A 14,068-nucleotide genomic window follows, 5' to 3' on the forward strand; every position below is an offset into this window, starting at 1 on the left:
GAGGTGGACCGCTCAGCGGGCGCCGAGGAGGTGGTCCATGGCGAGCTGGTCGAGGTGCTCGAAGGCCATACCGCGAGCGGCGGCCGCGTCCACGTCGAAGGTGTCGTAGGCGGCCGGGTCGGCCAGCAGGGCCGCGAGACCGTCCTCGGCGGTCGGCAGGGCCAGTTCGTCCAGCCGGGCCGCGGCCAGGGCCTCCTGCACCTGCGGGTCGGCACGGAAGGCGGCCGCCCGGTCCTTGAGGATCAGGTAGTTGCGCATGCAGCCGGCCGCCGACGCCCACACGCCGTCGAGGTCCTCGGTCCGCGGCGGCTTGAAGTCGAAGTGCCGCGGACCGGCGTACCCGGCCCTCTCCAGCAGGTCCACGAGCCAGAACGCGGCCCGCAGGTCGCCCGCCCCGAAGCGCAGGTCCTGGTCGTACTTGATCCCCGACTGGCCGTTGAGGTCGATGTGGAACAGCTTGCCGGCCCACAACGCCTGCGCGATCCCGTGCGGGAAGTTCAGCCCCGCCATCTGCTCGTGGCCGACCTCCGGGTTCACGCCGTACAGCTCCGGCCGCTCCAGCCGCTCGATGAACGCCAGCGCGTGCCCCACCGTCGGCAGCAGGATGTCACCGCGCGGCTCGTTCGGCTTGGGCTCGATCGCGAACTTGAGGTCGTAGCCCTGCTCGGTGACGTACTCGCCCAGCAGGTCGAAGGCCTCCTTCATCCGGTCCAGGGCGTCCCGCACGTCCTTGGCCGCACCGGACTCCGCACCCTCCCGGCCACCCCAGGCGACATACACACTCGCGCCCAGCTCCACCGCGAGATCGATGTTGCGGATGGTCTTGCGCAGCGCGTACCGGCGCACGTCCCGGTCGTTCGCGGTGAACGCGCCGTCCTTGAACACCGGATGCGTGAACAGGTTGGTCGTCGCCATCGGCACCTTCATGCCCGTCGCGTCCAACGCCTGCCGGAACCGCTTGACATGTGCCTCGCGCTCGGTGTCGCTCGACCCGAACGGGATCAGGTCGTCGTCGTGGAACGTGACCCCGTACGCACCCAGCTCGGCCAGACGCCGCACCGACTCCGTCGGGTCCAGCGCGCGCCGGGTGGCATCACCGAAGGGATCCCGGCCCTGCCAGCCGACCGTCCACAAACCGAACGTGAACCTGTCCTCGGGAGTGGGCTGGTAGTTCATTCCGTGGCTCCTCGCTCGCTGCCGATCACTTGCTGCCGACTATTTCGTCATGGCGCTTTACAAATTAGTATGCACACACGGTCCTGGGAAGGCACAAGGTGTCCCCGAAGGAGTGACATCCGGGTCCCGAGGGTCAGAAGAACCGCGAAACCCCTGCTCAGCGCAGGTCCATCCAGACAGTTCAGTCAGATCCCGCAGAGCCGCGGAAGAGGGAGAAACCCGATGTCAGCAGCCGAGGGTCCGCTCGTCGTCGGCGTGGACACGTCCACCCAGTCCACCAAGGCGCTGGTCGTCGACGCGGCCACCGGCCAGGTCGTCGCGAGCGGTCAGGCACCCCACACCGTGTCCTCCGGGGCCGGCCGCGAGAGCGATCCGCGCCAGTGGTGGGACGCGCTCCGCGACGCCCTGCACCAGTGCGGTGACGCCGCGCGGGAGGCCGCCGCGGTATCCATCGGCGGGCAGCAGCACGGACTCGTCACGCTGGACGCCCAGGGCGACCCGGTGCGTCCCGCCCTGCTGTGGAACGACGTGCGCTCGGCCCCGCAGGCCCGCCGTCTGATCGAGGAGCTGGGCGGCCCCAAGGCCTGGGCGGAGCGCACGGGCAGCGTGCCCAGTGCCTCGTTCACCGTCACCAAGTGGGCCTGGCTGACCGAGCAGGAGCCGGAGGCGGCCCGCGCGGCGAAGGCCGTACGCCTCCCGCACGACTACCTCACCGAACGGCTCACCGGCGAGGGGACCACCGACCGCGGCGACGCGTCCGGCACCGGCTGGTGGGTGTCCGGCACGGAGGCCTACGACGACGAGATCCTCGCGCGCGTGGGGCTCGACCCGGCGCTGCTGCCCCGAGTGGTCCGGCCCGGCGAGGTGGCCGGCACCGTGCGCGACGGCCACGGCCTGCCGTTCTCCAAGGGCACCCTGGTCGCCGCCGGCACCGGCGACAACGCGGCCGCCGCGCTGGGCCTCGGGCTGCGTCCCGGCGTGCCGGTGATGAGCCTCGGCACGTCCGGCACCGCGTACGCCGTGTCGCGCCGACGGCCCGCCGACCCGACCGGCACGGTGGCGGGCTTCGCCGACGCGCGCGGCGACTGGCTGCCGCTGGCCTGCACCCTCAACTGCACACTCGCCGTCGACCGGGTCGCGGCCCTGCTGGGCCTGGACCGGGAAGCCGTCGAACCCGGCACCGACGTCACCCTTCTGCCCTACCTGGACGGCGAGCGCACACCGAACCTACCGCACTCCTCCGGCCTCCTGTACGGGCTGCGTCACGACACGACCGCCGGTCAGCTGCTCCAGGCCGCGTACGACGGCGCCGTGCACTCGCTGCTCGGCGCGCTCGACCTGGTCCTCGAAACCGACGCGGACCCGTCCGCGCCGCTGCTGCTGATCGGCGGCGGTGCGCGCGGGACTGCCTGGCAGCAGACGGTACGACGGTTGTCCGGGCGCCCTGTCCAGATCCCCGAGGCCAAGGAACTGGTCGCACTCGGCGCCGCGGCGCAGGCCGTCGGCCTGCTGACCGGCGAGGACGCGGCAGCGGTCGCCCGGCGCTGGAACACGGCCGCCGGACCGGTGCTCGACGCCGTGGAACGGGACGAGGCGACGCTGACCCGGATCACCGGGGTACTCTCCGACGCGACACCGCTGCTGGAACGGAACGCGGACTCGCGCTGAGGACGCGTTCACGCGGCGACGCCACCGACGGGCAACCGTCACGGACCGATCCTGCGGTACGCCGCCGGCGCGGGGGCGTCGCCGGGTGCGCGTCGGCGCGGACCTCGACCGAATCGCACCGTCGGAGGGCCTGTCCATGGAACGCGACGACGCTCGCCTAAGGAGGAGGACGTGCTAGTGGTGCCGCGGACACTCCGGGCCCCGAGGGTCGTCCCCCATGGGTACCCCCGGCCCCGCCTCCGGGGTGCCTTCGGACACCGCCCGCCGGGCACGCGTCGCCAGGCACGTGAGCGCCGACCGGATCGCCCGAAGACCGACCGAAGACCGACCAAGGACTGACGGAGGCATGACCGCACCGCCGCACGAAACACACCCGGCCCGCCCCGGGCGCGCGCTGCCGGACACCCAGCAGGGGATGCGCCGCCGCAACCTCGCCCGGGTGATGCACACCGTCAGCGCCGAGGGTCCGCTGTCCCGGGCCGCCGTCGCCTCCCGGATCGGGCTGACCCGTGCGGCGGTGTCGACCCTCGTGGACGAGCTCATCCGCTCGGGCCTGCTGGAGGAGCTGGGCCCCGAGCGTCCCGGTCGGGTGGGGCGGCCCGGGTCGGCGCTCGCCGTCAGCGCTCACGGCCCGGCCGGCATCGGAGCGGAGGTCGGCGTCGACCACCTCGCGGTCTGCGCGGTCGACCTGCGCGGCCGGGTGCGGTCGCGTGTCGTGCGGTACGGGAGCAACAGGGGCCGATCGCCGGAGCCGGTGCTGGAGCAGCTCGCCGGCCTGGTGCGGCAGGTCGTAGCGGAGGTGGAGGCCGAGGGGCTGTGGCCGGCCGGGCTCGCGGTGGCCGTGCCGGGGCTCGTGGCGCGGGACGCCCGGACCGTCGTACGTGCTCCGAACCTGGACTGGCACGACGCGGACCTCGGCGCGCTGCTGCCCGGGGAGCTGCCGCTGACCGTGGCCAACGAGGCGAACTTCGGCGCGCTCGCCGAACTCTGGCTGGGTGACGGCACTCCGCGGGACTTCCTGCACGTCTCGGCCGAGATCGGAATCGGCGCGGCCGTGGTCGTGGACGGGCGGCTGCTGCGCGGTACCCGCGGATTCGCCGGCGAGCTGGGTCATGTGCCGGTCCGTCCCGACGGGCCGGAGTGCGCCTGCGGCGGGCGAGGCTGCCTGGAGCAGTATGCCGGCGAGAAGGCGGTACTCCGCGCGGCCGGTGTGGAGCCGGGCGAGGATCGCGTCGGACTGCTCGCGGGGCGTGCCGCGGAGGGCGACGAGGCTGTACGGCGTGCCCTGCACGAGGCGGGTACGGCGCTCGGCATCGCGCTGACCGGAGCGGTCAACCTGCTCGACCCCGAGAGTGTGGTGCTGGGCGGTGCGCTGGCCGGACTCGCACCCTGGCTGCTGCCGTCGTTGCGGGACGAACTGGCCCGGCGCACGGCAGGTCCGGTCTGCCCGGTCTCCGTGTCGGAGCTGGGACCGCAGGGCCCCCTTCTCGGCGCCGCACACTCGGTGACGCGGGCCGTCCTGGACGACCCGACGGTAGTGGCGGAACGGGCCTGAACCCGATCCGGTGACGGACGCGGCGCGGACAGCGGTGGCATCCGCGGCGGCGGCGACAGCGACGACGACAGCGACCATGGCCGTGGCCGTGGCTACGGCAGCACCGACCCGAGCCGGGCGGCTTCCGTTGCCCCTGCTCCACTCCCCCATCACTCGTTCGAGTGAGCGCGGTGTCCACAAGGCGGGGGCTGTCCACGGAACGGCGCGGCGCCCTTCTGCGCAACCCCCGCTGCCCGTACGGTGATTCGCGCGGACGCACCTCGCACAGCTGAGCACCCCCCACAGGGGCCCGAGGGCCCCACCGACGAAAGGGCAGTCCCATGGAACCCATGGAAAGGGAAAGGACAGCACCGGTTCCGACCAGGCGGCGGCTCCTGAAGGGCGCCGCGCTCGCCACCGTCCCGTATGCGCTGCTTTCCGGCACGCGGGCCGCCGCACGGCCCCGGGCCGTCGATTACCCCTCCGCCGAATGGCAGCCGGCGAGCACGTCCAACTACACCCGGTCGAGCCGCCCCACGGCCTATCCCGTCGACTATGTGGTCGTGCACGTCACGCAGGAGACGTACGCCGACACCCTCTCCATCTTCCGCAACCCCGAGAAGCAGGTGTCCGCGCACTACGTCGTCCGGTCCTCCGACGGGCACGTGGCGCAGTGCGTCCGCGAGGCGGACGTCGCCTGGCACGCGGGGAACTGGGACTACAACACCCGCAGCATCGGCATCGAACACGAGGGCTGGGTGGACCGGCCCGAGTACTTCACCAACGCCATGTACGAGCAGTCCGCCCGGCTCACCGCGGCGATCTGCACCACGTACGGCATCCCCAAGGACCGCAAGCACATCATCGCGCACCACGAGGTACCGGGCAGCGATCACACGGACCCTGGGCCCCTGTGGGACTGGACCCGCTACATCAGACTGGTCAACTTCGCCTGACTCGCGGTGGACCGGCCGCGTCCCGGTGATCCGGCTGGTCTCCGCTGGTCTCCGCTGGTCTCCGGCTGGTCGAAGTGGTTGTCCGCACGTGTTCGCGGCGTGACGATGTCCCCAAGCGCATCGCCGTCAGCAGCACCGTCCGGGGAGGCCGAGTTGACTGATGCATGGCTGGCTCTGGAACCGGGGGCCGACCCCGTCGAGCGTGCCCGGACGCTGCGGCGCGCGCACGAGACGTTCACCGAGGGCGGGACGGTGCCGCGGCCCGTGCGTGAAGTGGTGGCGGAGTCGTGGCGGCGGTCGGTCCGGGCGGGTGTCGGCCCCGACGGCACGGCGAATGTGGAGCTGATGGACGGTGACCTCGGCGCCTACCGGGCCGAGCATCCGCTGGCGCGGGTGATGCCGCTGGTCCGGGAACTCCTGGGCACCTTCGCCGCCGACGGCGAGCATCTGCTCGCGGTGTGCGACGCGCACGGCAGGCTGCTGTGGGTCGAGGGACATCCGGCCACCCGTCGCCGGGCGGGACGGATGAACTTCGTGCCGGGTGCCAGGTGGGCGGAGTCCGCGGTCGGGACGAACGCGCCGGGCACGGCGGTGGCCGTCGGACGGCCGGTCCAGGTCTTCGCCGCCGAGCACTTCATACGGCGGGTCCAGCCGTGGACCTGTGCGGCGGCTCCGGTGCACGACCCCCGCACCGGGCGCGTACTCGGCGCCGTGGACATCACCGGTGGGGACGGGCTGGCGCATCCGCACAGTCTGGGCTTCGTCCAGGCGGTCGCGCGTGCCGCCGAGTCGCAGCTGGCGCTGCTCGCCCCGGAGCGGCCGCCGGCCGATTCGGCCGAGCTGACCGCGTTGGGCCGCGACGAGGCGCTGCTGAGCGCGGACGGCCGCAGAGTCCGGCTGAGCCGGCGGCACAGCGAGATCGTCGTACTGCTGGCCCACCACCCGGAAGGCCTGACCGGCGACGAGCTGCTGTGCGCGCTGTACGAGGACGAGACGGTGCCGCCGGTGACCCTGCGTGCCGAACTGGCCCGGCTGCGCGGACTCCTGGGACCCGGCCGGCTCGCGTCCCGTCCGTACCGGCTCGCCGTGCCCGTCGAGTCCGACGCCACCGTTGTCGAGCGTCGTCTGCGGGCCGGAGCGATCACGGCGGCCGCGGCGGCGTACGCCGGTCCCCTGCTGCCCGGCTCCCAGGCTCCGGCGGTGGTACGGCTCAGGCGCCGGATCGCCGACGGTGTGCGCGCCGCACTGATCTCCGGTCGCGATCCCGACCTGCTGGCCGACTGGGCGCACGCGCCGTGGGGCGAGGACGATGTGGACGTGTGGCGCGCACTGGTCGCGGTCCGGCCCACGGCGGCGGCCCGGTCCCGGCTCGCCGCGCTGGAGTCCGAACTGGCGGCGCCGAACGCGTGGTGACCGCCCGCACGTGAGTGGCGGCACAGGACCGGGCTCCGGCCGCCCGCACGCGCAACGTCCCTGCAACGTCCCGCTCCCTAGCCTCGCGCGCAGAGCTGTCCAACGGCGGGCAGCGCTCGATGAGGAGGCAGACAGGATGGCCCGTTACGCGGCGCCCGGCACCGAGGGCGCGATCGTCTCCTATCAGTCGCGCTACGACCACTTCATCGGCGGCGAGTACGTGCCGCCGATGCGCGGGCAGTACTTCGAGAATCCGTCACCGGTGAACGGTCAGCCCTTCACGGAGGTCGCGCGCGGTACGGCGGAGGACGTGGAGCGGGCGCTCGACGCCGCGCACGAGGCCGCCCCGGGCTGGGGCCGCACCTCGGTGACCGAGCGTTCCGACATCCTGCTGAAGATCGCCGATCGCATGGAGGCGAACCTGGAGCGGCTGGCGGTCGCCGAGAGCTGGGAGAACGGCAAGCCGGTGCGCGAGACGCTGGCGGCCGACATCCCGCTCGCCATCGACCACTTCCGCTACTTCGCGAGCGCGATCCGCGCCCAGGAGGGTTCGCTGGGCGAGGTCGACGACGACACCGTGGCGTACCACTTCCACGAGCCGCTGGGTGTCGTCGCACAGATCATCCCGTGGAACTTCCCGATCCTGATGGCGACCTGGAAGCTCGCCCCGGCACTCGCCGCCGGCAACGCCGTGGTCCTGAAGCCCGCCGAGCAGACCCCGGCGTCGATCCACTACTGGCTGAGCCTGGTCGCGGACCTGCTGCCGCCCGGTGTCCTGAACGTCGTCAACGGCTTCGGCGCGGAGGCGGGCAAACCGCTCGCGTCCAGCCCGCGGGTGGCGAAGGTGGCGTTCACCGGGGAGACCACCACGGGACGGCTGATCATGCAGTACGCCTCGGAGAACATCAAGCCGGTCACGCTGGAGCTGGGCGGCAAGTCACCGAACATCTTCTTCGACGACGTCTGGTCCCAGGACGACGACTTCCGTGACAAGGCGCTCGAAGGCTTCACGATGTTCGCGCTCAACCAGGGCGAGGTGTGCACCTGCCCGTCCCGGGCGCTGGTCCAGCGCGGCACCTACGCCGAGTTCATGGAGGCCGCCGTCGCCCGCACCGAACTGATCAAGTCCGGCCACCCCCTGGACACCGACACGATGATCGGCGCGCAGGCGTCCAACGACCAGCTGGAGAAGATCCTCTCCTACCTGGACATCGGCCGGCAGGAGGGCGCCAAGGTGCTCACCCGTGGCGAACGCATCGAGCACGACGGCGAGTTGAAGGGCGGCTACTACGTCCAGCCGACCATCTTCGAGGGCCACAACCGTATGCGGATCTTCCAGGAGGAGATCTTCGGCCCGGTCGTGTCGGTCACGCCCTTCAACGACTTCGACGACGCGATCAAGACCGCCAACGACACCCTGTACGGCCTCGGCGCCGGGGTGTGGACCCGCGACATGAACACCGCCTACCGCGCGGGCCGCGCGATCCAGGCGGGACGTGTCTGGACGAACTGCTACCACGCGTACCCGGCGCACGCCGCCTTCGGCGGCTACAAGCAGTCGGGGATAGGCCGGGAGAACCACAAGATGATGCTGGAGCACTACCAGCAGACGAAGAACCTGCTGGTGTCTTACTCGCCGAAGAAGCTGGGCTTCTTCTAGACGCATGAAGGGCGCCTGGCCGCTGGACGTGTGAAGGGCGCCTGACCGCGCTCTCCCGGGTCAGGCGCCCTTCACTCAGGTCGCGGACGGCCGCCTCTGTCAGGCTGCCGCCTGGCGGACGACCACGACTCCGCGTGGCGGCAGGACGATGGACTCGTCGGTCTTCGTGCCGACGAGTCCGACCAGTACGTCCCCGGTGAAGCCGGGCAGCGTCACCGGTGTGTCGCTCCGGTTGACCAGGAAGACGTAGCGGTTGTCCGCGTCACGCCGGACGACCTGTTCCACCTGGCCCCGGGCGTCCTCGGGAAGCTCGCTGGTGACGCCGGCCGGGGCGAGCAGGTCGGGAAGCAGCCCGAGGAGGCCCGGGACACCGAGGCGGGTCGAGACATACGTGGCGGAACCCTGACTCGTCGTCCGGCGGGTCACCGCGGGAAGTGCCGCGTACGGGCCGGTGCGGTAGCCGGCGAGGACCTCGACGTCGTGTCCGGTGACCGTGATCCGGTCGGTCCACATGCTGCCGGTCGTGCCGTTGTCGAGCTCCACCGTGGCGCCGTCGGGCAGTGGCCCGAACTCCTCGATCCGCAGGCCGAGGAGTTCGCGCAGGGCGCCGGGATAGCCACCGAGCCAGATGTGGTCGTTCTCGTCGACGATGCCGGAGAAGTAGGTCGTGATGAGGTGGCCGCCGCCCTCGACGTACCGGGTGAGCTCCTTGGCGAGTTCCTGGGGCATCACGTGCAGGACGGGTGCGATCACGACGTCGTAGGAGGGCAGGTCGCTGTGGTGCACGGGTACGACGTCAGCGCGGACGCCGAGTCGCAGCAGCGCGGAGTACCAGTCGAGGGCCTCTCGGTGGTAGTCGAGGTGTGAGGTGGGGTGGGAATCCTGCTCGCTCGCCCACCGCGAGTCCCAGTCGAACAGCATGGCGACGCGTGCCGGTTCGCGCTCGGTCCCGGCAAGCGGCCGCAGCGTCCGCAGGGTCCGGCCCAGGTCCACGACGGAGCGGAAGAGATCGCTGTCGGCGCCGACGTGCGGGACCATGGCCGAGTGGTACTTCTCGGCGCCGGCGGCGGACTGGCGCCACTGGAAGAAGCAGACGGCGTCGGCGCCGTGCGCGACGTGCAGCAGCGAGTCCCTCGCCAGCTCTCCCGGCAGCTTGGGCGTGTTGACCGGCTGCCAGTTCACGGCGCTCGTGGAGTGCTCCATCAGGAACCACGGCTGGTGGCTCGCGATACCGCTGGTCAGGTTGGCGGAGAAGGACAGCTCGTCGCGGTCCTGGGGCCCGGGGATGACGTAATGGTCGTTCGAGACGAAGTCGACCGCGCCCGCGTCCGTCCAGTCCGCGTAGTCCATGCCCTTGATGCCTCTCATCACCATGAAGTTCGTGGTGACGGGTACGTCGGGAGTCAGTTCCCGCAGTACGTCGCGCTCGGCCAGCAGATGCTCCTTGAGCGCGTCGGAGGAGAAGCGCTTGAAGTCGAGTTGCTGCGTGGGGTTGGGGTGCGAGGCCGCGAGGCGCGGCGGCAGGATCTGGTCCCAGTCGCTGTAACGCTGGGACCAGAAGGCGGTGCCCCAGGCGTGATTGAGCGATTCGAGCGTGGTGTACCGGTCGCGCAGCCAGTCCCGGAAGGCGCGGGCGGCGTCGTCGGAGTAGTCGTAGACGTTGTGGCACCCGAGTTCGTTGTTGACGTGCCAGGCGACGAGGGCGGGGTGACCGGCATAGCGCGACGCCAGTTTCCTCACGAGCCGGAGTGCGTGCGTGCGGAAGACCGGTGAGGTGGGGCGCCAGTGCTGGCGTGCGCCGGGCCACAGGGTCTCACCGGTGGCGGTGACGGGCAGGATCTCGGGGTGCGCGGTGGTGAGCCACGGCGGCGGGGAGGCGGTGGCGGTGGCCAGGTCGACGCCGATGCCCGCCGTGTGCAGCAGGTCCATCGCCTCGTCGAGCCAGGTGAAGTCCCAGGTGTCGGCCGTGGGCTGGATCCTGGCCCAGGAGAAGATCGCCAGAGAGACGATGTTCACGCCGGCCTCCTGCATCAGCCGGACGTCCTCCGTCCACACCTCCCGCGGCCACTGCTCTGGGTTGTAGTCGGCGCCGTAGCCGAGCCGTCGGGTGCCGTCGCTGCCCTTGGGATGGGGGAAACGGGAGGTGAGGGGGGAGGTCATGGAGGTCCTTTCACGGGCCTGTCGGTTCGGTGGAGGCTGCCGGGGCTCCCCGCGCTACTCGTCGATGGTGAAGCCCTGATCGCTGCCGTACTCGAGGGAGGCTTTCTGCCAGTCCGCCAGCCCCTGGGACAGCTTCGTGCCGGAGACGTAGGCCTTGCCGACGGTGTCGTTGAAGATCGAGTTGGCGTACACCTGGTACGGCAGGTACTTCCAGTCCGTGGGTACGCTCTTGGCGGACTCGGCGAAGACCTTGTTGGCCTTCTGGCCACCGAAGTAGGGGAACTCGGTGTTCTGGAACGCCTCGGAGTTCAGATCCTTGGTGGTCGCCGGGAAGGCGCCGTTCTTGATGCGGGTCTGTACGCCCTCACCGGAGTTGGCGTATTCGACGAAGGCGTAGGCGAGTTCCTTGTTCTTGCCGAGTTCGGGCAGCGCGAGCGAGCTGCCGCCGTTCTCGGAGCTGGTGTCGGCTCCCTCGGTCCACTGGGGCAGCGGGGCCACGCGCCAGTCACCTGCGGCGTCCTTGACCCCGGAGGCGAAGTTCGCGGGCATCCACGCGCCGATGGGCAGTGTGGCGATGGTTCCGTCGCCCAGGCCCTTGTACCAGTCGTCGCTCCAGCCCACGACGGGCATGAGGAGCTTCTCGTCGATGAGCTTCTGCCAGGTGTCGGTGTACTTCTTGGCGCCCGCGTCGGTGAAGTCGATGCCGACCTTGGTGCGGTCGACCTTGTAGGGGTGTGATCCCGCCTGCCACAAGAGGCTGGTGGTCAGGCCGGCGTCACCGACGTCGCTCGTGATGTACGCCTTCGGGTCCGCCTTGTGAAGTTCGCGGGCCGCCTCGACGTACTCGTCCCAGGTGGTCGGCACCGCGATCTTGTGCTTGTCGAAGACCTTCTTGTTGTAGAAGAGCGCCATCGGCCCCGAGTCCATCGGCAGGCCGTAGATGCCGTCGCCGGACTGCACTGAGTTCCACGGTCCCGGCGAGTAGGAGTCGGCCAGTTTGTCGGCGCCGTACGCCTTGAGGTCCGTGACGTCCTTGGTCAGGGCGTACTGGCCGAGCGCGTAGTACTCGATCTGTGCGACGTCGGGGACGCCCTTCTTGGCGGAGATGGCGTTCTGCAGGGCCTTGTACTGGTCGTTGTTGGTGCCGGCGTTGACGAGGTTGATGTCGACGTTCGGGTACTTCTTCTCGAAGTCGGCGGCGACCTGCTTCAGCGTGGGCTCCCATGCCCACACGGTGACGCTGCCGCCCTTCTTCAGGGCGGCCTGGATGTCGGCGGCTCCCACCGCCTTCTGGTCGGAGTTGTCGTCGTCGGAGCCGCAGGCGGTCGCTCCGAGCGCCAGGACGCAGAGGAGACCTAGGCCGCGCAGCAAGCGGCGGGAGTGCTTGGGCATAGCGGGACTTCCAGTTCCTTCGGGTTCGGCAGGGACGTGCGGGCCCAGAAGCGGCCCTGCGGCGGCTCTCCTTGTCGCTTGCGGCGGCTACTCCTTGACGCTTCCGGCGGCGAGTCCGGACTGCCAGTACTTCTGCAGCAGGAGGAAGGCCGCGATGAGCGGCGCGATGGTGAGGAGCGAGCCGGTGACGACGAGGTTGAAGACGGCCTCGCCGCCGGCCGTGGCAGCCTGCTTGTTCCAGGCGTCGAGACCGAGCGTCAGGGGATACCAGTCGGGGTCCTTCAGCATGATCAGCGGCAGGAAGTAGTTGTTCCACGTCGCGACCGTGGTGAAGAGCAGCACCGTGACGGTTCCGGGCGCGAGGAGCGGCAGCGCGACCTGGAAGAAGGTGCGCAGCTCGCTCGCGCCGTCGATCCGGGCGGCCTCCATGAGCTCGGTGGGGACTGCCTCGGCGGCGAACACCCACATCAGGTAGAGGCCGAACGGCGAGATCAGGGACGGGAGGATGATGGCCCAAGGGGTGTCGGTCAGACCGATCTTGCTGAACAACAGGAAGGTCGGGACGGCGAGCGCCGTGGTGGGTACGGCGACGGCTCCGATGACGACGGCGAACACCGCGCGTTTGCCGGGGAAGTCGAATTTGGCGAGCGCGTAGCCGCCGAGGACGGCCAGGAGGGTGGCCCCGCCCGCCCCGACGACCACGTACAGGACGGTGTTGAGCACCCAGCGGCCGAAGACGCCGTCCTGATAGGTGAGGGTCTCGGTGATGTTGTCCCAGAGGGCGAAGTCCCCGTCGAACCAGAGACCGAACGACCGGGCGAGGCCCTGTTGCGTCTTGGTGGCGCTGATCACCAGCCACAGCAGCGGTACGAGGCTGTAGAGCAGGACGACGCCGGTGAGCACGGTGAGCAAGATGCTGCGGCGGGGGCGGCCCGGGCTGTGTGGGCGGCGTGCCGCGCGCAGTCGGGGGGCCGCGGTCGGCGTCGCTGCGGCGGCGGGCCGCGGTGCGTCGGTGGTGCTGCTCGTCGTCATCGCGCTCACGCTCCCTTGCGCATGCCGCGCAGCTGGACGACATAGGCGACGATCATGGTGACCACGCCCATGACGATGGCGACCGTCGCGGAGTAGTTGTGCTGCTGGCCCGAGAAGGACAGCGAGTAGGTGTAGTAGTTCGGGGTGTAGTCGGTGGTGATCGCGTTCGGCGCGAGCTTCTGGAGGATGGCGGGCTCGTTGAAGAGCTGGAAGCTGCCGATGATCGAGAAGATCGTGGCGATGACGAGGGCGCCACGGATCGCGGGGAGTTTGATCGCGGTGATGACGCGCCACTGTCCGGCGCCGTCGATCTCGGCGGCCTCGTAGAGCGAGTGCGGGACGACGCGCAGCGCGGAGTAGAAGATCAGCATGTTGTAACCGACGAATTCCCAGGTCACGATGTTGCCGATCGAGGCCAGGATCAAATCGGAGGAGAGCGGGTCGGGCAGCCGCACGCCGAAGGCGTCGTTGATGTCGCCGACCAGGCCGAAGCGCGGGCCGTACATGAAGCCCCACATCAGTGTCGCGACGACGGCCGGCACCGCGTACGGCAGGAAGACGGAGATGCGGAAGAAGTCCTTGCCGAACAGACGGCCGCTGTCGATCGCCAGCGCCACGAGCAGGGCGAGGCCCAGCATGATCGGCACCTGGACCAGCAGGAACAGGCCGACGCGCAACACGCCGTCCCAGAACTGGCCGTCCTGCAGAGCCTGCTCGTAGTTGTCGAGGCCTACGAAGGAGGTCCCGCCGATGAGCTTGGTCCGGAACAGGCTCAGGTAGACCGAATACGCGAGTGGCGCCAGGAAGACCAGCGCGAACACGAGCGCGAACGGGCCGATGAAGCCCCATCCCGTCCAGGATCGGCCCGTCCAGGATCGGCGCGTCCGCCGCACCGGTGGCCTGGCCGGACGGGCCCCTGCGGCCGCCGGCGGTTGCAGCGTCGTCATCTCGTGTCCCTCGTTCGTCCCTGCCGAACCCGAGGTTCACGCAAACGCCGGGTCGCGAAGGGAGATCAGCCGACCTCCCGACCAGGTATTATGTTTACGTAAACATCTGATGGCGGCATGTCTACACTGC

Annotated in this window: 10 protein-coding genes; 5 read left to right on the forward strand and 5 right to left on the reverse strand. The window is 70.3% G+C overall.

What is annotated here, in order from left to right:
- Positions 1–12 precede the first annotated feature (12 nt).
- On the reverse strand, positions 13–1,176 hold the full coding sequence (gene xylA / locus ACFCZF_RS06425; protein ID WP_375924835.1) for a xylose isomerase: 1,164 nt from the start codon (positions 1,174–1,176) through the stop codon (positions 13–15).
- 222 nt (positions 1,177–1,398) lie between these two features.
- On the opposite strand from xylA, the gene xylB reads away from it, so the two are divergent.
- From xylB to ACFCZF_RS06450, 5 genes are all read left to right on the forward strand, one after another.
- Positions 1,399–2,844 carry a xylulokinase gene (gene xylB / locus ACFCZF_RS06430; RefSeq protein WP_376670694.1) on the forward strand — a complete coding sequence of 482 codons (1,446 nt, stop codon included), beginning with the start codon at positions 1,399–1,401 and terminating at the stop codon, positions 2,842–2,844.
- 346 nt (positions 2,845–3,190) lie between these two features.
- Entirely contained in the window at positions 3,191–4,399 is a 1,209-nt protein-coding gene (locus ACFCZF_RS06435) for an ROK family protein (RefSeq protein ID WP_376670695.1), read from the forward strand.
- A 329-nt stretch (positions 4,400–4,728) separates the two neighbouring features.
- On the forward strand, positions 4,729–5,334 hold the full coding sequence (locus tag ACFCZF_RS06440; RefSeq protein ID WP_376670696.1) for an N-acetylmuramoyl-L-alanine amidase: 606 nt from the start codon (positions 4,729–4,731) through the stop codon (positions 5,332–5,334).
- Between the two features lie 153 nt (positions 5,335–5,487).
- Complete coding sequence (locus tag ACFCZF_RS06445; RefSeq protein WP_376670697.1) at positions 5,488–6,747, forward strand: GAF domain-containing protein; 1,260 nt, start codon at positions 5,488–5,490, stop codon at positions 6,745–6,747.
- A gap of 136 nt (positions 6,748–6,883) precedes the next feature.
- Positions 6,884–8,407 carry an aldehyde dehydrogenase family protein gene (locus tag ACFCZF_RS06450; RefSeq protein WP_376670698.1) on the forward strand — a complete coding sequence of 508 codons (1,524 nt, stop codon included), beginning with the start codon at positions 6,884–6,886 and terminating at the stop codon, positions 8,405–8,407.
- Between the two features lie 99 nt (positions 8,408–8,506).
- Here the strand turns inward: ACFCZF_RS06450 and ACFCZF_RS06455 are convergent, their stop codons facing one another.
- The 4 genes from ACFCZF_RS06455 to ACFCZF_RS06470 all read right to left on the reverse strand — a co-directional run bounded on the left by ACFCZF_RS06455 (position 8,507) and on the right by ACFCZF_RS06470 (position 13,938).
- Complete coding sequence (locus ACFCZF_RS06455; protein ID WP_376670699.1) at positions 8,507–10,567, reverse strand: beta-galactosidase; 2,061 nt, start codon at positions 10,565–10,567, stop codon at positions 8,507–8,509.
- A 54-nt stretch (positions 10,568–10,621) separates the two neighbouring features.
- A complete protein-coding gene (locus tag ACFCZF_RS06460) occupies positions 10,622–11,959 on the reverse strand; it encodes an ABC transporter substrate-binding protein (RefSeq protein WP_376670700.1) in 1,338 nt (445 codons plus the stop codon).
- 87 nt (positions 11,960–12,046) lie between these two features.
- A complete protein-coding gene (locus ACFCZF_RS06465) occupies positions 12,047–12,991 on the reverse strand; it encodes a carbohydrate ABC transporter permease (RefSeq protein WP_376670701.1) in 945 nt (314 codons plus the stop codon).
- Positions 12,992–12,996: 5 nt separating this feature from the next.
- On the reverse strand, positions 12,997–13,938 hold the full coding sequence (locus ACFCZF_RS06470; RefSeq protein WP_376670702.1) for a carbohydrate ABC transporter permease: 942 nt from the start codon (positions 13,936–13,938) through the stop codon (positions 12,997–12,999).
- Between the last annotated feature and the right edge of the window lie 130 nt (positions 13,939–14,068).

The organism is Streptomyces sp. NPDC056296 (assembly GCF_042268605.1).
GTDB lineage: Bacteria > Actinomycetota > Actinomycetes > Streptomycetales > Streptomycetaceae > Streptomyces.

Bases quoted from the DNA above. Each gene is read 5' to 3' on its own strand.
- xylA (WP_375924835.1), bottom strand. From the start codon at position 1,176: ATGAACTACCAGCCCACTCCCGAGGACAGGTTCACGTTCGGTTTGTGG.
- xylB (WP_376670694.1), top strand. From the start codon at position 1,399: ATGTCAGCAGCCGAGGGTCCGCTCGTCGTCGGCGTGGACACGTCCACC.
- ACFCZF_RS06435 (WP_376670695.1), top strand. From the start codon at position 3,191: ATGACCGCACCGCCGCACGAAACACACCCGGCCCGCCCCGGGCGCGCG.
- ACFCZF_RS06440 (WP_376670696.1), top strand. From the start codon at position 4,729: ATGGAAAGGGAAAGGACAGCACCGGTTCCGACCAGGCGGCGGCTCCTG.
- ACFCZF_RS06450 (WP_376670698.1), top strand. From the start codon at position 6,884: ATGGCCCGTTACGCGGCGCCCGGCACCGAGGGCGCGATCGTCTCCTAT.
- ACFCZF_RS06455 (WP_376670699.1), bottom strand. From the start codon at position 10,567: ATGACCTCCCCCCTCACCTCCCGTTTCCCCCATCCCAAGGGCAGCGAC.
- ACFCZF_RS06460 (WP_376670700.1), bottom strand. From the start codon at position 11,959: ATGCCCAAGCACTCCCGCCGCTTGCTGCGCGGCCTAGGTCTCCTCTGC.
- ACFCZF_RS06465 (WP_376670701.1), bottom strand. From the start codon at position 12,991: ATGACGACGAGCAGCACCACCGACGCACCGCGGCCCGCCGCCGCAGCG.
- ACFCZF_RS06470 (WP_376670702.1), bottom strand. From the start codon at position 13,938: ATGACGACGCTGCAACCGCCGGCGGCCGCAGGGGCCCGTCCGGCCAGG.